Consider the following 19903-nt stretch of genomic DNA (forward strand, 5'->3'; position numbering starts at 1 on the left):
CCTCAGTGGCCGGTGTCGGCCGGGGCCGGGATCTCCGACGACCCGGGGCGCCGACGGTTCCCGGGGCCGACGGCGTCGCGGCCCGACACCTCGGTGAGAACATGAATCATTCTGTTCACCCGTTCCCGGACCGGTGGCGTCATGGGAACAAGCGGCTCCTCGCCGAGCCGGCTGGCGCGCTTGCGCACCGCGAGATCCAGCCGCAGCACGGCATTGTCGAATTCGCCACTGTCCGCCGCGGACCATGCGGTTTCCAGATTATCGACGAGAACACCGAACCGTTCCCAGGCTCGCGGCGCGAGTCGGGCCGCGAGAGCCCTGCGCAGCGGCACCAACCCCGCGTCAGCGTTCACCGTCGGCATCTCAGCACCGCCTTCCACACGGCAAGCCTACCCAGATACTCGTCCCGGCCCGGCCGGCTGTCACCATGGCGGTACCCGCGTAACCAGTTCGGCGGACCGGGCACACCCCGGACCGGTCCGGGGTTACCATCACAGCGACTCAGGAGAGTACTGCTCGTGTCGCTGACGATGCTCCCCCAGATCGCGCTCCGCCCGCGGCGGATCCACGTGGTTCTGAACTGGGTGAAAACCCCTACCACACCCCAGCTCGACCTCATCCTCGTGCTCCCCGCGAACAATGCCGGGGTGGCGGGGTCCGCGCGCGCGATTCAGTTCGCCGATCCTACGGATCCCACTGATTCCAGCGCGGCGGTACGGCATCTGGGCAGGACGGACGCGGCGGTGTCCACCGACCGGGCCCAGGTCGACCTGAACGCCGTCCCCCCGCGGTACGACCAGATCCTGATGGCCCTGTCGGCCACGGGCGGCCGCGTGGTCGACGCGGCCGAAACACGGCTGCGCCTGATCGACGCGGAAGACAACACGGAGATACTCCGGATCGATCTCGCCCCGGGCCCGGCGGACCTCGTCCACATACCCGGCGAGCTGTACCGGCGTGCGGACGGCTGGTACTACCGGGCGGTCGGATTCGGATTCACGGACGGGCTGACCGGTCTGAGCTTCCGCTTCGCGGTCCCGATCAACGACATACTGCGGCGTCAGCAGGTTCCTGCCACCGATGTGGCACCGGACGCGGCCGAGGGCAAGGAAGAGAGCAGGCCGGAGAAGGCCGAACGACGCGCCTCCTCCGCTCGTGCGGTAACTCCACTCGGGGACGTGAAGCTGCTGCCCGGCGCGTCCGCGACCATCAAAAGGCCCCAGCACGAGATCACAGCGGAGCTGACCTGGCGACGCAAGGACAAGGACCTCGACCTCTACGCGCTCTACATCGACAGCGACGGTCGCGAGGGTGTCTGTTACTACCGTGACCAGGGCTCCCTCAAGCGGCCGCCGCACATCTGCCTGACGACCGGAGACCGCCATCGGGGCCGGGAGGCGATCGTGATCGCCCGGCCGAGCGCCTTCCGGCACATCCTCATCTGCGCGTACTCGGCGGTCGAGAACGGCATCGGGTCGTTCCGTGGATTCCGGGCGGTCGTGGAGGTCGACGACCATGCCGGTTCGGTGATACAAACACCTCTGTACCACCGGAACAGCTTCTCCTACTGGGTTGCGATAGCGCGCATCGACCTCACCGCCGAGGAGGAGGCCGTCATCGAACACGTGGAGACATACTCGCGTCCCCGCAGCGAGCGACGACCGGTCCTCCGTGGTGACGGAACCTTCGTCATGGACGCAGGGCGAGTGGAGTTCAAGACACGTTGAGAGACGGCTGGCAGGTTTCCCCCCGGCACCGGTCAGCCCTGCGCCACAGGCTCGGCACCAGCTGTGCTTATATTTGCTAGGACATCGGGGGACGTCATGATCTTTTTTGTCACGCCCAGCGCCGGTCTCACGTGTCGCTGCCGCCGGTCCGGCGGCGCACCCGGATTCCCCGAGGTGGCCACCGGCCCGGATCCGGGTAGTAGCCCGTAGATCTGTTTGCGCGGCGTCAGACAAGTACGTACTTCGCGACAGCGTTTTCTTGCCTGAGAGAAAGCATCCGCCACACCGGAGCCGCACCGGCCCACCTGTGCTCATCGCGGAAGACGAAATCCGCGACGCGTCCGGATCTCAGCGCCACCGCACGGTCGTCCATCGCGACACAGTCGTCTACCGATTGGCCTGCCGACATGCACGAAGATTCCAGCCGACCCCTGCCGACGGGGCCCGACCCGACCGCTGGCGGTCCGGTCGGCAACGACGCGGGCGCCGGCACCCGCACACCACCAGCTGACGCCACCAGCTGGTGGAACGGCGACCCCATGGTGCCCGCGGCGCCCGGCGAGGACACCCCGCCGGCCGCCGGCGCCCCGGAGCCGGGCGGGTCGGTCCCATGGGACGCCGGCGAGCCGGACATGCCGACCGCCGCCGTGCTCGTGTCGGTCGTCGAACGCCTGGCCGCCATCGAGGCCACGCTCACCGACTTCCACCGGCGGGCCGATCATCGGGAAGCCGTGATTGACCGGCTCCACGAGGAACGCCTCGAACAGCGCTCCGGTGTCCGTCGCGCGCTGCTGGACCCGATCGTGACCGATCTGATCAGGTTGTACGACGGCCTCTCGGCCGAGTCGGAACGCATGTCCGGCGGTGGCGACTCCCGTACCTCGAACCTGCTCGCCAGCTTCGCCGACGACGTCGAGCTCGCGCTGGAACGGTGTGGTTTCGACCTGGTCCGCCCGCAACCCGGAGACCGGTTCCAGTCCGGGGCCCAGCTTGCCGCGTCAGTCGTGCCGACCGACGACCCCGCCCGGCACAACACCGTCGCGGAGGTCACCCAGGTCGGCGTACTGGAGCGGGACACCGGCCGGGTGCGACGCCCCGCGCGTACCCGGGTTTTCCGCAGCCGGCGGCCTGGTTCCGAGGGCAGCGACGCCACCGAGGCATCCCCAGCCACCGCGGCGCCCCCGGCACCCCCGGCGCCCTCCGCGCCGACGCCGCCCAGCCCTGCTCAATCCGGTCTCTGACGCCAACCCGGTCTCCGACACCTGCGAGGATCCATGGCAACCTACGGTATCGACCTGGGGACGACCTATTCGTGTGTCGCCTACATCGACGACACAGGGCGGCCCGCCGTCACGAAGAACATGGTCGGCGAGGACACCACGCCCTCGGTGGTCTACTTCGAGACTCCTGACAACGTGGTCGTCGGGCGGGACGCGAAGAACTCGGCGAAGCTCGAGCCCGACCTCGTGGTGTCGCTCATCAAGCGGCAGATGGGCCAGGACGTCGAACTCTCCTTCCACGGGAGCACGCACACTCCGGAGAGCATCTCCGCACTGATCCTCAGCGAGCTGGCGCGAGCGGCGACGGAGTTCACCGGCGAACCAGTCCGGGACGTCGTGATAACGGTGCCCGCGTACTTCGGCGTGGCCGAGCGGGAGGCCACCCGGAACGCGGGGCGGATCGCCGGCCTGAACGTCCTGAACGTCGTGCCGGAACCGGTCGCCGCCGCCCTGCACTACGAGGTCGTCGCCCCCGCCGGCGAACGCACGATCCTGGTCTACGACCTGGGCGGTGGAACGTTCGACACGACCGTCATCCGAGTCGCCGGCAACGAGATCAACGTCGTCTGCACCGACGGCGACCACCATCTCGGTGGCGTGGACTGGGACGAGAGGATCGTCCGGTACCTGTTGGAGGGTTTTCTCGCCGAGCACCCCGATTCCGAGGCAGGCGACAACGAGGACTTCCTCCAGGAGCTCACGATCGCCGCCGAGGAGATGAAGAAGGCGCTGAGCAGTACCACGTCGCGCCGGCACAACATGCGTTTCGGCGGCGACACCGCACGGCTCGAGCTGACCCGCGAGGAGTTCGAGCAGATCACCGGCGAGCTGCTCGAACGGACCCTCGACATCACCGAGCGGACCGTCACCACCGCCCGGGAGAAGGGCGTGACGTCGTTCGACGATGTCCTCCTCGTCGGCGGCGCCACCCGGATGCCGGCCGTCGCGGCCCGCCTGAACAAGCGATTCGGCTTCGAGACGAAGCTCCACGACCCCGACCTCGCGGTCGCGAAAGGGGCAGCCCGGTTCGCGCTCATCGAGTCGGTGAAGCTCCAGCTCCCCGAGGACTCGGACGCGGCACCGGGAACACAGGGCGACTCCCATACGTCCGCCTCGCCGGCGGCCGTGCAGCGGGTCGCCGACCAGCTGGGCATCACGACCGAAGCCGTCCGCCAGCTCGCGGAGAAGAAGGTCCGGACGGTCGTGCCCCGCGCGTTCGGCATCAAGGTCGTGGATAGCGCGGACCCCGCTCTGAAGCGGCTGAAGGTCGAGCACATCCTGCCGCCCAACACGCCGCTGCCCGCCTCGCCCGACACCGAGCGGTTCGGGACGGTCGAGGACAACCAGACCGGGATCGAGATCGAGATCTGGGAACAGGCCGGAGCCACGGTCTCCCCGGAACTCGCCGACAACGCGGCGATCGGCCGGGGTCTCATCAGCGGCCTGCCACCGCTGCCGCGTAACTCCCCGATCGACGTCACCTTCACCATGAACGAGACCGGCGTGCTGCGGGTACACGCGGTGGAGCTGAAGACGGGAAAGGACCTGCACATCGAGCTGCAGATTCAGGGCCTCACCGAGGAACAGGTCGAGAAGGCGCGCAACGCCGTGGCACGGTACACGCTCAGCGAATAGCCGCCCGTCCGAGGGTGCGGCGGGCATCTACGCCGCGCCGGCGGGACCGGCGAATGGACTGCACGTCATCGGGGGTCTGAGGAATGGCGTTCGACGTCGAGGCGTACCGGAAGGGCGTCGTTGATCCCGCCCGGAAGCAGGGAGTGCCGAACGACCTCTTCACGCGCTACGCGCTGGACGAGGCCACCGCGGGTGACAAGGAGCTGTTCGAGGCGCGGGTCGAGGAGGTCACGAAGTACTGGCGGACTCTGAAGCTCAAGAAGACCCACGCCGCCGTCGCGGATGCCCTGCTCGCGGCGCACGCGGAGCTGAAGGGCTCCGGCCAGCTCACGCTTGCGGCCTTCCGGGAACGCCGCGAGCGGGCGCACAAGGAGGAACAGGAGTACCTGGACCGCCTCGTCACCGCGCTGGCCGCGGCGAACCCGTGTATCAGCGAGACGATGGTGGGCCGCCTGATCTCGGGGACCGCGGGGGCCGCCGGTGCGGGCAGCGGCGGGGGTGCACTCGACGCGACGACCGTCCGGGCCGCGCTGAAGCGGCACAACCTGCGGGTCATGGACCGGGAGTGGAAGCTCCCGGTCGGCCCGCCGCCGAGTCAGGCGCGCTCGTTGCGCGAACCGCTGGCCGTTCTCGGCCTGCGCCTGTCCGCCGACGTCGTCTTCGGCGCCGAGCGGGTCCGGGCCGGCTTCAGGCTGCGGGACGGCTTCCGGCTGGTGTCCGAGCCGGCCGTCGTCAACGAGCAGGAGGTGACCCGGGCCCGCCAGGCCCGCGCCCGCGCGGCCCAGGACGAGCGCCAGACCGCGGCCGAGAACATCTTCGTGATCATCCTGGGCTCGGTGCGCTCCCCGGCCGGGTACGACACCCTGATCGGCTGGGAGGTCGTCGAGGCGCTGCGCGGCGGGGTCGAGGCGGGTCTACCCGCTCGCGCGATCGCCGACCAGGCGGCTTCCCTGGGCCTGGTCCTGGAGGAGGCCGAGGAGCTGGCGGTCACGCTCGCCGAGGCCTGGCGGGGTGGCGCAGCCGGGTCCGGGAACGCCGTCCAGGAGATCCACGACGCGCTCGCGGCCGGTCGGCTGCGCGCCGCTCGCCAGCTTGCCGCCGCGTTGCCGGACGCCGAGCGGGCCGAGATGTCCGGACAGGTCGAGGCGGCCGAGGCCAGGGTCCGGACGTTGCTGACCGGGGCGGACGAGGCATGGTCGCGTCACCGGCCGGAGGAGACCGCCGCGCTGCTGGCCGAGGCTGCCGAGATCGCGGCCGATCACGACGACATCCAGGCCCGGCTCCGCGCGATCCCGCCGCCGCCACCACCGTCGGTCGAGGCGGGGGCCGACGGGACCCGGGTGAGCGTCCGGTGGGCACCCAGCCCCGCCCGCACCGGCGAAGTCGCCTACCGGCTGGTGCGCGCGACCGGCCGAGCCGCCACCACGCCTGACGCCGGGGAGCCGGTCGCCGAGACACCGGCCAACACCGCGGTCGACGAGACCGCTCCACTGGGCGAACGGGTCTTCTACACGGTCTTCGCCACCCGCACCGAGGGCATCTGGTCGCCGGGTGCGGATGCCGCCGCCGTTCTCCTCACCCCGGAGGTCCGGGATCTCGTGCTGGCGACCGACGCGGAGTCGGTGACCGGCACGTGGCGGGCGCATCCGGGGATCCACGAGGTCAACGTGCGCCGGACCGAACGTGGCATGACCGGTCGCGGGACAAGGCCGACCTCCGTCACGGCCACCGGCTTCACCGACATGCGCCTGCGGTCGGGCACGGCCTACCAGTACCGGATCGAGGCGGTGTACCTCGGAGCGGACGGGGCTCGGCGCGTCTCGGCCGGGCTGGTCGTCACGGCCCGGCCGGAGCGGCCGCCTGAGGCGGTGAGCGACCTCGCCGTCGAGCTTCCCACCGAGACGGCATCGTCCCCGTCCGGGACGTCGACCCGGTCGGACGGGTTGTCGGCGCTCGTTGTCTGGACGCCGCCGACAAGCGGGACGGTGCAGGTGCGGATGGCCTCCGCGGCACCAAGGTGGGCCGCGGGGACCACTGTGTCAGCCGCGGATGTCTCCCGGCACGGCGTCGCGCTGCCCGGCGCACCCGTGACCCGGGCCGACGGACGGGTCGCGCTGCCCGTCCGCCCGCGGCACGGCCGCGCCTTCCTCACCGCGGTCACCTGCGCCGCCGGCGGCTCCGTCGCGGTCGTCGGCGCCACGGTGCCGATCTCGCTGGCGGACGCGGTCCGCGGGCTCACAGCGGCTCGGTTCGGCGATGCCGTCCGGCTGCGCTGGGACTGGCCGGAGGGCGCGAGCCTGGCACGGGTCCAGTGGTACCCGGCCGGCTCCACAGGCGACGGGCCGACCGGTGAGGTGGAGATCCGACCGCGGCGCTACATCGACAGCGGCGGGCTGGAGATCCAGGTCGGCTCGGATCCGGTCACCGTAGCGGTCCGGACGGTGACCGGCGAGGAGGAGGACCGTGTGGTCTCCCCGCCGGTCACCGTGCTCGTCCCCGGGCGCGGTGTCGAGGTGACCTACGAGCTCCGGCCGGCGCGGCTGCCCTGGCCGCGGCGGGCCGTCCTCGAGGTGGTGTGTGACCGCACCTGCCGGCTGCCACCGCTGGTCGTCGTCGGCAGGTCGGACGGGATCCTGCCGCTGAGCGCCACCCATGGCACCGCGCTCGCCCGTCTCCCGGCGCGCGACGTCACCGCTCGGAAGCGGGCGCTGATCACACTTCCGGCGCCACGGCGCGGCGCCTGGGGGCTCGCCTGCTTCGTCGACCCCACCGCGCCACCCGAGGACGCGAATGCCCAGGTGACGTTGGTCCGCGCCCGACGGAGGAGGTGACCCGATGAGCAGAAAGCTGGTCTGCCCGTACTGCTACCAGCAGTTCGGGGAACGGGAGATCTGGTTCCGGTGCTCCGGGCGGCCAGGCCCCACCGGAAAGTCCTGCTCCAGTCAGCGGGATGAACGCCTGGCGAAACGGATGGGATTCACCGGCCAGCTTCCGCCGGCGTTCTCGGCGGACGGCCGGAAGCTGTCCGCCGTCCATTCGGACTGTCGAGCCGACACGAACTACCGGTTGTGCCCGGAGTGCCACAGTCAACTTCCGGTGCACTTCGGAAAGATCGAGAATCGGCTCATCGCGCTGGTCGGTGCGAAGGAGAGCGGCAAGACCGTTTTCATGACCGTCCTGCTGCACGAGCTGATGCACTCGGTCGGAGTCCGGTTCGACGCGTCGGTGCTGGGCGCGGATGACGAGACCCGGGACAGCTTCCGCAAGCGGTACGAGGCCCCGCTCTACGACAACCACCAGCTGGCCGCCCCCACACAGCGCTCGACGACACCGATGTCACGCCGGCCGCTGGTGTTCACCTTCACAGCGCGCGGGCGCGGCCTGGGCCGCCCGCGTCAGGAGCGGACCGTGCTGTCCTTCTTCGACACCGCCGGCGAGGATCTGAACTCGGCGGACAGCGTCGAACAGAACGTGCGCTACCTCGCCAGCGCCGCCGGCATCATCCTGCTGCTCGACCCACTGACGATGCGCGGTGCCCGGGGCCAGGCGGACCCGGACGCCCCACGCCCGCACGAACAGGGCCTGGACAGCCCGGTGAGCGTCCTGGGCCGCATCACCGAACTGCTGCAGCGGGCGTTGGGGACGAAGCCCTCCCAGCTGATCGGCACCCCGATCGCCGTGGCGTTCTCGAAGATGGACGCGCTCACGCGCGGTCTGCCCGAGGAGAGCCCGCTGCGGCGGTCGCAGCCGGTCGGCTCGCGCTTCGACGCGGCGGACAGCAGGGACGTCCACGACCACGTGCGCGCGCTGCTCGACGAGTGGGAGGGGTCGTCCATCGACCAGACCCTGCGCCACAACTACTCGCGCTACCGGTATTTCGGGCTGTCGGCACTGGGGGCCGCCCCCACCGCCGACCGGCGGGTGGCGACCGGGGTGGTCCAGCCCTACCGGGTGGCCGACCCGTTCCTCTGGCTGCTGAGCGAATTCGGCGCCATTCCCAGGACAAAAGGCTGACGGCGGAAGAGGCCGAGATGGTGTTGAAGCAGCTGTACTACACGTCGTGCGAGGTCGGCCTTTCGGGATACCCCGGATTCCAGTTCAATGCGGCGAGCCGCGGGGTCGCGCCGGAGGTGATGCGGCGGGTCGAGTCCTTCACCGCCTACGACCCGCCGGGCTCGCTGCCCTACAACGCGGATGCCGCGGCGCTCGCGGCCTGCCCGGTGAATCTCTGCTTCGAGCCGGCGGAGGACACCGGCGTGCTGGCGAACGTCGTCTTCGTGGGCACGGACTACTCGAACCGGTTCGGGAACTACTTCGCGCACGCGTTGGTCAGCGAGGACGTCGCCGCCGATCTCGGGGAGGCGTTGCCCATCGAGCTGTGGGGCGCCCCGATCTGGACGGCCAGCCCGAGGACCGACGGCGCCGAGCTGCCGGAGCTGGCCGGGCCGCCGCCACGGGGAAGGCTCGACCGTCGGCACGTCGCCGCCTTCCTGCGTACGCATCCCGGCCGCGCCGCACTGCCCGCCCTGGTGTCCGCGGCGGCCAGGGTGATCACCGGCGAACGGCGAACGATCGTGCTGATCGAGCGGGACAGCGGGGCCGCCGCGAACTGGATCGGCGCCGTCTCCTACCTGCTGCCGCCGGCGCTGGCCCGCCGGATGTCCTTCGCCACCTACCACCACCGGCCCGCCTACAGCGACCTGCACCTGGTCGCGACGGTGCCCGACGCCGACGTCGACCGCGGTGACGGCGCGTTCGCGAGCTTCCTCCAGTTCGACATGCCGGCCAACCGGAGCAGCCAGGTGCCGGTCGAGCCGTGGGCCGCCCTGCTGGCCGAGACCGGCGTGGAGAACGCGGCCGAGCTGTGGGCCGCCGCGGCCGAGCTCGGCGGCGGCCTGCCCGGCCGCTCGGGGGAGTGGCATCCGCTGCTGGCCGCGGCGCTGTTCCGGCACGGTCACCATGCCTCCGGCGCCGGGCCGGCGGTGACCGCCGCCGCCGCGACCGCCGCGCGCTGGCTGGGCCGCCAGGCACCCTCGCTGGACGCGCGAACTATCGAACTGATCGGCGTCGGGGCTCTGGGGGTCCTCGCCGGGAGCCGGCCGCCCGGCACCGGCGCCGCACTCACCGCCCTCGCGGCGGCCGCGGCGGAGGCCGGCGCCGCGCCGCTGGCCACCGAGATCGAGAAGCTCGCGGTGGACATCGAGGTGGACGGGCTGCTGGCGCACGAGCCCGTCAAGGGTGCCGGCGGCGCCGACGCGGTGCCGCTCAGGTCGCCTGCCGGTCGCGCCCACGCCACCGACCGCTGCACGCGGGCCCTGCGCAGATGCACCGCCGAGGTGGCGGTCGATCTGCTCCTCCTGGCTGCCCGGGAGCGGCTCGACCTGGACAGCGCCCTGCTACGGACGGCCGGAGAACGCGTCGTCGGCCCCCGGCTGCTGGCCGAGCCGACCGAGGCGACGGCACGGCTGGCACGTGGCTGGCCCCAGCTGCGGGCGGGGGTGGTGCATCACCTCGCCGCGGTCGCGGCCCGCGAGCCGGACCGTCTCGTCGAGGCGCTCACGCACGGCCTCGGTGAGGCGCTGGACGACGACGACACGCGCGCTGCCCCGGCTCTGCACGAAGCCCGGCTGATCGCCGCGTCCCGCCGCGACCCGCGGCTGCGGATCGACATGCTGGCGGAGATCGCGGTGCTGCGGGCAAGCGGTCCGGAATCGACGGGCACACCGGCCGTGGACGCGGACCTGTTGCGGCGCATCTGGCCGCACGGAAGCTGGACGCCGGGCGAGGCACTGCGCGCGCTTGAGGTGCTCGACGACGCCAGCCTGAATGCTCCCGCCACCGTGGCCTGGCTGAACGCCGTCCTCACCCGCGAGTGGCCGGCGACGGCCGCAGCGGACGGCGACCATCTCGAGGACCTCGAAGCCCTCTGCCGCGCGCTCGAGGGAAGGTCAGCCGCGTCCCGACTCAGTGACCCCGCACGCGCGACGATCACCCGGATGACCACGGTCGGACGCAGACTGGCCGCCGCCACCGGCCCCGGCCGCCAGGCCGCCGTCCTGACCGCCGGGCTCGACCGGATGCCCGAGACGCAGCGGGCACACCACCTCGGCAAACTGACCGACCTGCTGAACAAGGCACCGACCGGGGACCTCCCCGAGATCTTCGCGTCGTGCCCCGCGGAGGCCGTGGAGCACTACCTGCTCGACGTCGACACCTATCTCAGGGCCGACCGTGCCCAGACGGACATCGCCGGCCGTCTCTTCTACGCGGTGGTCGTCCTGCGGCGCAATCCGTCCCGCAAGGTCCGCGTCGTCGCCACGGTCATCGAGGACCGCCTGCTGGACAGGCTGATCACATGGCACTGGCAGGACCTGCGCACCCTGCAGGTCTGGATCAGGAAGCTCGATCCCGCGGTGGCCACGGACTTCGCCAACTGGCGGGACCTCAACGCCGCCGGATGGCTGCGCCGGACCCTGACGCGACGTCGGCTGGAGAAGGAGGCCGACGCGCCACGGAGGGCGGCGGAGAAGAAGGCCCGGGCCGAGCGGAAGGCCGCGGCGGAGAAGAAGGCCGCCGCCGCGCAGAAGGCCGCCGACAAGAAACGCTCGGGAAGCGGAGGGAAGAGCGGTAAGAACGGGAGATCTGGGACGGAAGCCCAAGGGAAGGCTGCGGCGAAAAAACGGAACCCTCGTTAGCCGACCGTCACTGTTCTCCAGTTCTGCGATTCGGGGACGCATCCATGAACCACAGCTCGCGGGCGGGAAGGTGAGGCGAGGATGGGCTCACTGATCCTGCTGATCATCGCAATCTGGCTGGCCTTCTTTTTCTTCACCGTGCCCGGGCCGTTCATCGCCGGCGCCGCGGCCCTGTACGTCGCCGGGGCACTGGTCGTCGCCTATTTCCAGGAATTCGGCCGGGCGATGGGGCTGGGCCCGAACCCCGCCGCCGCCACGCCGGAACAACCGCCGCCGCGGCGCACCGAGGACGGGAAGGAACCGGCCTACCGGCAGTACCTGTTCGGACAGGCCCGTCACGATCTACGGCACGCGCACGGTCTCGTCTGGCCGCGGCTGGCCGCGCTCGGCCGGAATCACCGGCGGTGGGTGAAGAACACCTTCTTCGGCTACGGGGCGATGGACTGGCACTGGCCGGTGGGCGTCGTCCTGATGGTCGGCCTGTTCGCCGGGACGATCCTGGGCCTCGCCGTCATCTCGCTGGTGGCGACGGCCCAGGGCGTGGTGCTGCTGGCCGTCTTTCTGCTGGCGTTCCTCGGGATCTACCTGCTGCGCGGCATCGACACCGTCCTGCTGTGGATCCGCGGGGTGCGCATCACCTGCCCGTCCTGCTACCGGCGCGGCTTCTACCCGTCCTACGAGTGCCGGAACTGCACCGTCCGCCACCACGACGTGCGGCCGGGCAGGTACGGCGTCGTCCGGCGCGTCTGCGCGTGCGGGGAGCGCCTGCCCACCCTGCTGCTGCTGGGCAGCCACCGGATGAACGCCTTCTGCGCGCACTGCGAGGCTCCGCTGGCCGAGAGCGTGGGCACCGCCGCGGAGGTGGTGCTCCCGGTGTTCGGCGCGGCCGGCGCCGGCAAGACCCGGCTGATGATCGTCATCATGATGGCGGTCGAGGCGATCGCCGGACGCAGCGGCGCCGCCCTCACCCTGGCCGACGAGGACACCCGGAAATGGGACGCCCAGGCCCGCCGCGAGCTCATCAGGTCGGACAAGGTCGCGAAGACCGGAATCCGGCTTCCCCGCGCCTACTCGCTTTACGTCGAGCCGCGGCGGGGCGGCCGGCGACTCATCCACGTCTTCGACCCGGCCGGCGAGTACTTCAACGAATCCGAACGCCTGCAGGAGCTGCAGTTCCTCACCCTCGCGCGCACCTTCCTGTTCGTCGTCGACCCCCTGTCGGTAGACGCGCTGTGGGCCCGGCTCGACCGCGCCGACCAGAACCGGTACAGCGGCGTCCGGGCCAGGCGCGAACCCGAGTTCGTCTTCGCGCAGACGGTCCAGAACCTCGAGGCGATGGGCGTGCGGACGAAGAAGGCCCGGCTGGTCGTGGTCGTGAGCAAACGCGACCTCGTCAGTCGGATCCTGATCGAGGACGGCGTGGAGGACGGCGAGGAGGCCCTCGTGCGCTGGCTCGACGAGAACCTGCACCAGGGAAACATGCTGCGGTCCATGCGGCACGCGTTCGGCGAGGTTCAGTTCTTTCTCACCACCTCCATCATTTCTGACGACAGCCGGGTCGACGACAGCATCGAGAAACTGACGTCCTGGACGCTCGCGCGACAGGGCCTGCGGCTTTCGGGGTGATATCTCGATGAACACGAGAACGGCAACACCGGACGTCCCCGCGGAGCGGGGGCGGTGAGCTCCGTGGAGATACAGCCGTACCGCCGCTGGCGGCAGGCCCTGTTCTGGATATCCATGCCCCTGGGCGGGCTGGCGATCCTCGTGATCGTGGGTCTCGGCGCGACGGTCGTGGCCGCGAACCGCCCGAGCGACAACCACAGCCGGTCGAGCTACTCGGGCCCCACCGGCACCTACACGGACATCACCACCCGGGCGTCGGTCTCGGCCAGCCGAACCGCTCCCCCGGCCCTGGACGGCGCGGGCGCGACGATCAGCTACGACGCGACGAACATGGTCGACGGGACCCCGTCGACCGCCTGGCGCGCGCCGGGCGACGCCACGGATGTCGCCATCGTGTTCACGCTGCCCGAACCGGTGCGGCTCGCCGCCGTCGGCCTCGTTCCCGGCTACGCCAAGCAGGACCCCGCCACCGGCGTCGACCGCTTCACCCAGAACAGGCGTATCTCCCGGGCGCGATGGGTCTTCGAGGACGGGACCTCCGTCGAGCAGGTATTCCAGGACACCGCAAGAATGCAGAGAACGTCGGTGGACGTGGTGACGGGACGCATCCTCCTTCAGGTCCTCGCGACCGTCCCCGGCAGCCCCGACTTCGACTTCACAGCCGTGTCGGACACCCAGATCGTCGCGTCATCCTGAACAGCGCAGAGAACTGACCAGCTGTGACACCGCAAAGGGTAACTGCAGTGCGTGGTAAGCGGGATTCGGGAGGGCGGGGCTGATGGCCGGGCAGATGACGGTGATTCGGACCGCGGCTGTGCCCTGCGCGGAGGTCGACGAGGCGGTCGCCGAGGACGAACGGGCGCTCGGAGCCGCGACCGACCTCGTGGCGAGGATCGCGGCGGCCCAGAACCTCACCATCTCCCTGCAGTCGCGCTTCCACTGCCATCGGGATCTCGCGGACCTCGACCGGGCCATCGAAGTGATCAACGAAATCGGCCGGGATGTCGACACGGCTCATCCCGGCCGGCTCATGCTCGACGCCCAGATGATGTCCTGTCTGATCACATCCACCCGGCTGGAGGATGCCAGGCGGGCGCGAGAGCTCGGAGCGCGGCTGTACCGTCTGGCGGGCCAGCTGGGCGAGATAAGGGCGGGTGTCGCCGTCATGCTGGGCATGGCCGCCATGGTCTGCTTCCGGCACACGTCCTCCGTCGAGGACGCCGAGGAGTTCGTCGTCCTCCTCGAGGAGGCGGTCGGCGGCGTTCCGGCCAGCTCGCCGTCCAAGCTGATCGTCCAGGGCGCACTGATCGCCGCGCTGTCCGTGCGGTACCGGCTCAGCCCGAACCGCGAACGGGATCTGGACCGTGCGGTCGAGATCTTCGACGAGCTCGACCCGGCAGCGAGCGGCGGAGACAAAGAGGGAGTCGTCCGCTTCGCCTGCGGCGCGCTGGTCGACGGCCTCGTCGACCGGCACGAACGGCACCACGACCCGGCCGACCTGCGGACCGCGCGGCGAATCCAGGACTACATGCCGGTCGGTGAGGCGAGTGGTGGCCTGACGGAGAGCCCCGCGGCGTGGCATCCTCAGGCCTTCCGGCACTACTCCTCGTTTCGGCAGACGCAGGACCCCCAGTTCCTCGATCAGGCTATCGAGGAGCAGGACCGCGCGATGAGCGACCCGAGCCGGTCCGGCAAGCAACGCGCGAGTTACGCCTACATGCTCGCGATCTGCTGTTTCACGCGTTTTCTCCTCTACCGGGGCCGCCGGTTCGGGGATCTGAACCGGGCCATCGACCTCGTCCGCGAGGCACGCCAGGACTGGCGCGACTTCACCCTCGTCCACAGTTCCGCGCAGCTGCTCGCCCGTTTCCTCATCCAGCGCCACATGAGCCTCGGACGCCCGGCCGATCTCCGCGAGGCCCGCGTCGTGCTGGAGTCGGCGCTGCGGACCGGAGAGGTGGAGAACCGGACGAAGTCCTCGATCCTGATGCTGCTGGCCTACTGCGAGGCGGTCCGGGCCGAGCGCGACGGCGACGACGAGGCCGCGGACCGGTCGATGGACCGCTTCGAGGAGCTCACCCGCCTGATGCCGGAAGGGTCGATGGAGGCGATGGCGGTGCAGACGACACTCGCCAACGCGTTGCAGTCCAAGGCGTCCGCGAGCCAGCTTCCCGAGGACGCCACCCGGGCGTACCGGGCGTCGCGCGCGGTGTGCTCGCACGCGGGCGCGAGTCCCCTGGCGACGGTGCCGTGCGCCGAGGGCTGGGGCCATCTCGGCTGGCGGCGGCAGGACTACGCGGAGGTGGCGGAGGCGTACGGGCACGCGGTCACGGGCCTGCAGGCCATCTCCGTTCTTTACCCGCGGCGCGAGGACAAGCAGGACTGGCTGGGCCGCGCCGGGTCGATGGCCGCGCGCGCGGCGTTCGCGCTGGCCCGCCTCAACCGGGCCGAGGAGGCGGTCGAGGTGCTCGAGGCGGGACGGGCCGTCCTGCTTTCGGAGGCCCTGGACCGCCAGCGGGTGGACCTGGACCGGCTGGGCGCGGTCGGTCACGGCGAGCTGCGGGAGCGGTACGAGCGCGCCGCGGCCCGCGGCGCCGAGGCCGAGCGCAGCTTCGAGCCCGACTTCGACATGGAGTACGTCCCGGTGTTCGATCCCACCCTGCGGGATCCCGAGGCGCCACTGCGCGAGCTGGCCACCGAGCTCGGTGACGCCCGCGAGGAGCTGCGGCGGGTGGTGGGCGAGATCAGGTCCGTGCCGGGCTACGAGTCCTTCCTCCTCCCTCCCTCGTTCGCCGACGTCCAGAGGGTCACGCGGGCCGACCGGGTCCCGTTGGTCTACCTGGCGGCCACGCCACGGGGCGGCCTCGCCCTCGTCGTCACCGCGTCGAAGGTGACCCCCGTGGAAGTGGTGTGGCTGCCCGAGCTGACTCTGGCCAGCCAGCGCAGGTGGGTAGGGCGGTGCGTCCAGGCCGCCGAGGAGGACGACCTCGACGCTTACGAGGAGGCGTCCCGATGGCTCGGCCGGGCGGTGATGGACCCGGTACTCAGGCTGCTCGCGCCGTACCGGCGGGCCGTGCTCATGCCCGGCGGCCTGCTGGGCTCCGCGCCGCTGCACGCGGCGAGGCTGGCGGAGACCGTCGGCGGCGCGGGCACCTACGCGCTCGACCGGCTCACCCTCGTCTACGCGCCCAGTGTCCGCGCGCTCGCCGCCACCCGGATCGCGCCGGGCCCGGCCCGCTCGGGTGATCTGCTGCTCGCCGTGGCGGACCCGGCCTCCTCGGGTGCCGACCCGCTGCCGGGTGCCCAGGTCGAGACCGACATCGTCGCGGCCCATTTCGGCCCCGAGGCCCAGGTCCTGCGCGCCGGACAGGCAACCCGGGCGAGAGTGCTCGCGGCGATGTCCGGATCCGACGTGCTGCACTTCGCCTGCCACGGGGTGGCCGAGCCGATGGATCCGCTCAGCAACCGGCTTCTGCTCGTCGGCGACCAGTCGATGACGTTGCGGGACATCGGCGGGCTCGACCGGATGAGCCCCCGGCTGACCGTGCTGTCGGCCTGCCAGACGGCCGTCATCGGTGACGACCTGCCGGACGAGTTCGTCAGCCTCGCCACCGGCCTGCTGCAGGCCGGATCGCCGGGCGTGGTGGCCACGCAGTGGTCGGTGGACGACGTCGCCAGCGCCGCCCTGATGGCCCGCTTCTACCAGCTCTGGCGGGATGACGGAGTGGAAACGGCGGAGGCCCTGCGGCGGGCGCAGCTCTGGGTGCGCCGGACGACGAACGGCGAGAAGGTCCGCGAGTTCCCGGATCTCCTCCGCATACCCGACTACGGTCCGCCGACCGACGCCTCGCCGGCCGTTCGCCATGCCTGGGAGACCCGACGGGCCCACGAGCATCCCGTCTACTGGGCCGCGTTCACCTTTCTCGGCAGATAGGTCATCCCACGGCGAACCGCACCGCGGTCACGGACACGGACACGGACACGCCAATAGATCCATCAGTTGAAATTATTCAACCCGCATCGCCCCGGAAATTCCACTAGCATTTCATTGTAAGCCCCGCGTCTGGCGGCGGTCCCAGTTTCTCCATCTCGGGCAAACAGGCCTGACCATGGCAGCCCTCGCTCCCGCCAGAACGCGGCCCGGTTCCCGCATGTCAGTACCTTTCCGAGATCCGCGCCTCGCTCCTGGCAAATCCTCACCGGGCACCGCCGGTCGCGACCGAGTTCTGAATTCAGCTCGCCGAGCCGAACTCCGAAGGAAACGACATGAGTCACGCACTTCACCATGCCCTTGAGCCGAGTGCCGAATACAATGTCGACCTGACGGTAACTGCCGGGCGCTGGCCCGACGGGCTGGCCGGGAACGTCTTCGTCATCGGGCCGTCGCAGCCGACCGCCGTCGACTTCATGTTCGCCGGGCCGGGCCTGCTCACCCATGTGGACCTCGAGACCAGGCACTGGCGGACGAAGCGGGTCGTCACGCCCGACCTGGCTCTTCTCGGCGGCCTCAGCCGGGCGTTGCCACCGGCCGAGCTGGCGGGACTGACCGCCGGCGGACGGCCGTCCCTGACGAACGTGTCGCCGCACTTCTTCGGCGACCGGCTACTGCTCACCGGGCTGAGCCAGCGGCCGGTCGAGTTCGACCCGGCGACGTTGGAGTTCAAGACGTTTCTCGGCGGGGTCAGCGAATACCCCGAGGTCGTCGCGCATCCCCTGTTCCCCGGTGTGCGGACGGCGGCGCACCCGGTCGAGGACCTCGACGACAGTTGCATGTGGTGGTGCAACACGAACCTCCGTCCCCGGGGTTCGTCCACCTCCGACATGGAGGGACCCATGTGGGTGGTGCGCTGGGACGGGCACGGCGACGTCGAGACGTGGCACGTGCCCGGCGCGCACCTGACCCAGGGCGTGCACGAGATGACAGTGACCCAGGACTACGTGATCTTCACGGAGATCGGGTTCCAGCCCGAGCCCGGCACCGTCGCCGGACGTGGCCGCACCAAACCGCATCTGCCCTTCACCGACATCTATCTGGTGGCCAAGCGCGACCTCACCGTCGCCCGGCGGGGCCGCAGCGTGCCGGTGACCCACGCCCGCGTCCCACGCGAGTCGTTCCACCACTTCGCCGACTACCGCCAGGACGGCGACGACGTCACGATGTACCTCGCTCATTCGAACGGCTGGGATCTCAACTACGCGCTCACCGATGCCGACAGCGTCTGGGGAACCGGATCCGGCCTCGCCAAGGGCCTGCACGGCTTCGTCTCCGCCCCGGTGGACGCTTCACCGGTCGGCCGCTACGTGATCGACGGCCGAACCGGTGAGGTCAGGGACAGCCGTGTCTTCCTGGACGCGGAACGCCACTGGGCCACGCTTCTCTATGGCCGTGACATGCGGCGGCCGGGGCTCGAGCGCGGCCGCTACCTGTGGCAGTCGTACTGGGGATGCGACACCGAGATGCTGGCGACCCGGATCGTCGAGATGTACCGGGATCACCCCTATCGCGTTGTCCCGGTGGACCAGTTGCCGTCACGGGAGATCCCGTCGTCCCTGGTGTGCATTGACCTGGAGACGATGACCGAACAGTCGGCCTGGTCATTCCCCGCCGGCACCACCAGCGAGTCACCCGTGTTCGTTCCCGACCTCGCGGGCGGCCCCGGCTGGGCGGTCATCTTTGTTCACTACTCCGACCGGACCGAACTTCAGGTGTTCGACGCCCTGTCTCTCGGCGCGGGGCCCGTCGCCGTCGCCACCGCCGAGGGCCTCAAACTGTCCGTCCAGTTCCACTCCGCGTATCTGCCCAGCATCCGTCTACGTGACACGGGCTATGAACGTTCGTTCGCGGCCGACCTCGGCGACGGCTGGCGGGATTTCTCGCCGTCCGCCCGCGGTGTGATCAGTAAGGTGCTCGAGCAGTACGGCTGAGCGGAGGTTCGGTCTCGATCCCGCCGAGCTGCCCGCCCACCTTGCCGAACGTGGCCTGACGCTGGTCTCGGATCGGTCCGCGGGATCAGTCCGCGCGCGATGCCGCCGCACATTATCTCGAACCATTCGGTCGGCACGAGCCGGCAGCCGCCTTCTATCGCATCGCGGCGGCACGGGTAGTCGGCCACCAGGCCTGACCAGGCTGCGCCTGGCGCGCGTCTTTACGAGGGCGGCAGGCGATCGCCACGGCCGCGTCATGCGCCGCCCGCATTGTGCGGGCAATCAGCTGGGTCACGTTTCCTTTTGTGGCTAAGATACTGATCTTGTGAGCTGGGCGGCGACACCGGTCGGGCGGGGTGTGCGTGCCTCGACGGTGGCCGGGTTGGCGGTCGCTCTCGCCGTTCTCTCGCACGTGGCGGCCTGCGGTGAGCTGCCGAGCTCGCCCGTGACCGCCTGCGGTGGTGCCCTCGCGGCCCGCGTGTGCTGGGGCAACGCCGCCCGGCGGATGTCGCCGCGGCGTATCGCGGGTCTGGTGGCCAGCGTCCAGGCCGGCCTGCATCTGGCATTCGCCATGACCGTGCCGCCGGAGCCCGGGGCGAACACCCATCACGGCTTCTCGACCGGGACCGCGAGCACGGCTCACGGCGCCACGGGAATCGACCTCCTGCCCGGCGGGCCCAGGATGGCGCTGGCGCACGTCGGCGCCGCGCTGCTGCTGGCATGGTGGCTCTCCGCCGGAGAACGACTGCTGTGGCGGGCCGCGCGTGGGGTCGCGGTGGTGGCGCGCCGGGCGGTCGGCCACCTGCGCCGCCGGCGACGTCCGGCTGTGGTCTGCCCGCTGCCCGCCCGCACGGAGCCGCGGCGGCGGCCTCCGGCGCGCCGGGCCCCGCAGCTGGCCCAGCTTGTTCATCTGGTCGTTCGCAGAGGTCCACCGAACCTGCTTCCGGCCTGATCAGCACCGCCAGAGCCGTCCGTCGCGCACAGGCCGGACGGCCTGTTCGCGATGCCCGGATCC

The 19903-nt window shown here is 70.8% G+C and carries 12 protein-coding genes; 11 read left to right on the forward strand and 1 reads right to left on the reverse strand.

The genetic code is table 11. The features are described from left to right. Window positions 1-2: 2 nt before the first annotated feature. Window positions 3-353, reverse strand: coding sequence for a CATRA system-associated protein (locus FMEAI12_RS36600; RefSeq protein WP_157904315.1), 351 nt, complete (start codon window positions 351-353; stop codon window positions 3-5). Window positions 354-518: 165 nt separating this feature from the next. Between FMEAI12_RS36600 and FMEAI12_RS11690 the strand changes: the two genes are divergently transcribed. From FMEAI12_RS11690 to FMEAI12_RS11745, 11 genes are all read left to right on the forward strand, one after another. Next, window positions 519-1727 (forward strand): TerD family protein, encoded by a 1209-nt coding sequence (locus FMEAI12_RS11690; protein WP_160144261.1) that lies wholly within the window; start codon window positions 519-521, stop codon window positions 1725-1727. A 407-nt stretch (window positions 1728-2134) separates the two neighbouring features. Beyond that, window positions 2135-2968 carry a hypothetical protein gene (locus FMEAI12_RS37100; protein ID WP_200835257.1) on the forward strand — a complete coding sequence of 278 codons (834 nt, stop codon included), beginning with the start codon at window positions 2135-2137 and terminating at the stop codon, window positions 2966-2968. 33 nt (window positions 2969-3001) lie between these two features. Then, window positions 3002-4642 (forward strand): Hsp70 family protein, encoded by a 1641-nt coding sequence (locus FMEAI12_RS11700; RefSeq protein ID WP_112106032.1) that lies wholly within the window; start codon window positions 3002-3004, stop codon window positions 4640-4642. 83 nt (window positions 4643-4725) lie between these two features. Then, window positions 4726-7473, forward strand: a complete 2748-nt coding sequence (locus FMEAI12_RS11705) for a hypothetical protein (protein WP_112106033.1) — start codon at window positions 4726-4728, stop codon at window positions 7471-7473. 4 nt (window positions 7474-7477) lie between these two features. Then, a complete protein-coding gene (locus tag FMEAI12_RS11710) occupies window positions 7478-8656 on the forward strand; it encodes a hypothetical protein (protein WP_112106034.1) in 1179 nt (392 codons plus the stop codon). A 17-nt stretch (window positions 8657-8673) separates the two neighbouring features. After that, complete coding sequence (locus tag FMEAI12_RS11715) at window positions 8674-11337, forward strand: GTPase-associated protein 1-related protein (RefSeq protein WP_112106035.1); 2664 nt, start codon at window positions 8674-8676, stop codon at window positions 11335-11337. Between the two features lie 81 nt (window positions 11338-11418). After that, window positions 11419-12963 carry a hypothetical protein gene (locus FMEAI12_RS11720; RefSeq protein WP_112106036.1) on the forward strand — a complete coding sequence of 515 codons (1545 nt, stop codon included), beginning with the start codon at window positions 11419-11421 and terminating at the stop codon, window positions 12961-12963. Between the two features lie 63 nt (window positions 12964-13026). Next, window positions 13027-13659 carry a hypothetical protein gene (locus FMEAI12_RS11725; RefSeq protein WP_131802380.1) on the forward strand — a complete coding sequence of 211 codons (633 nt, stop codon included), beginning with the start codon at window positions 13027-13029 and terminating at the stop codon, window positions 13657-13659. 94 nt (window positions 13660-13753) lie between these two features. Further along, the gene (locus FMEAI12_RS11730; protein WP_112106037.1) at window positions 13754-16897 is read left to right on the forward strand and encodes a CHAT domain-containing protein; all 3144 of its coding nucleotides are present in this window, start codon (window positions 13754-13756) and stop codon (window positions 16895-16897) included. A gap of 332 nt (window positions 16898-17229) precedes the next feature. Beyond that, window positions 17230-18888, forward strand: coding sequence for a carotenoid oxygenase family protein (locus tag FMEAI12_RS11735; protein WP_112106038.1), 1659 nt, complete (start codon window positions 17230-17232; stop codon window positions 18886-18888). A gap of 382 nt (window positions 18889-19270) precedes the next feature. After that, window positions 19271-19840, forward strand: a complete 570-nt coding sequence (locus FMEAI12_RS11745; protein ID WP_146776681.1) for a hypothetical protein — start codon at window positions 19271-19273, stop codon at window positions 19838-19840. Window positions 19841-19903: the final 63 nt, after the last annotated feature.

Origin of the sequence: Parafrankia sp. Ea1.12, assembly GCF_900465275.1 — a bacterium.
GTDB classification, from domain to species: domain Bacteria; phylum Actinomycetota; class Actinomycetes; order Frankiales; family Frankiaceae; genus Parafrankia; species Parafrankia soli.

What these genes read in the sequence shown, in the direction of transcription:
- FMEAI12_RS11700 (WP_112106032.1), top strand. Translation starts at nt 3,002, where the DNA reads ATGGCAACCTACGGTATCGACCTGGGGACGACCTATTCGTGTGTCGCC.
- FMEAI12_RS11715 (WP_112106035.1), top strand. Translation starts at nt 8,674, where the DNA reads ATGGTGTTGAAGCAGCTGTACTACACGTCGTGCGAGGTCGGCCTTTCG.
- FMEAI12_RS37100 (WP_200835257.1), top strand. Translation starts at nt 2,135, where the DNA reads ATGCACGAAGATTCCAGCCGACCCCTGCCGACGGGGCCCGACCCGACC.
- FMEAI12_RS11720 (WP_112106036.1), top strand. Translation starts at nt 11,419, where the DNA reads ATGGGCTCACTGATCCTGCTGATCATCGCAATCTGGCTGGCCTTCTTT.
- FMEAI12_RS11705 (WP_112106033.1), top strand. Translation starts at nt 4,726, where the DNA reads ATGGCGTTCGACGTCGAGGCGTACCGGAAGGGCGTCGTTGATCCCGCC.
- FMEAI12_RS11730 (WP_112106037.1), top strand. Translation starts at nt 13,754, where the DNA reads ATGACGGTGATTCGGACCGCGGCTGTGCCCTGCGCGGAGGTCGACGAG.
- FMEAI12_RS11710 (WP_112106034.1), top strand. Translation starts at nt 7,478, where the DNA reads ATGAGCAGAAAGCTGGTCTGCCCGTACTGCTACCAGCAGTTCGGGGAA.
- FMEAI12_RS11735 (WP_112106038.1), top strand. Translation starts at nt 17,230, where the DNA reads ATGAGTCACGCACTTCACCATGCCCTTGAGCCGAGTGCCGAATACAAT.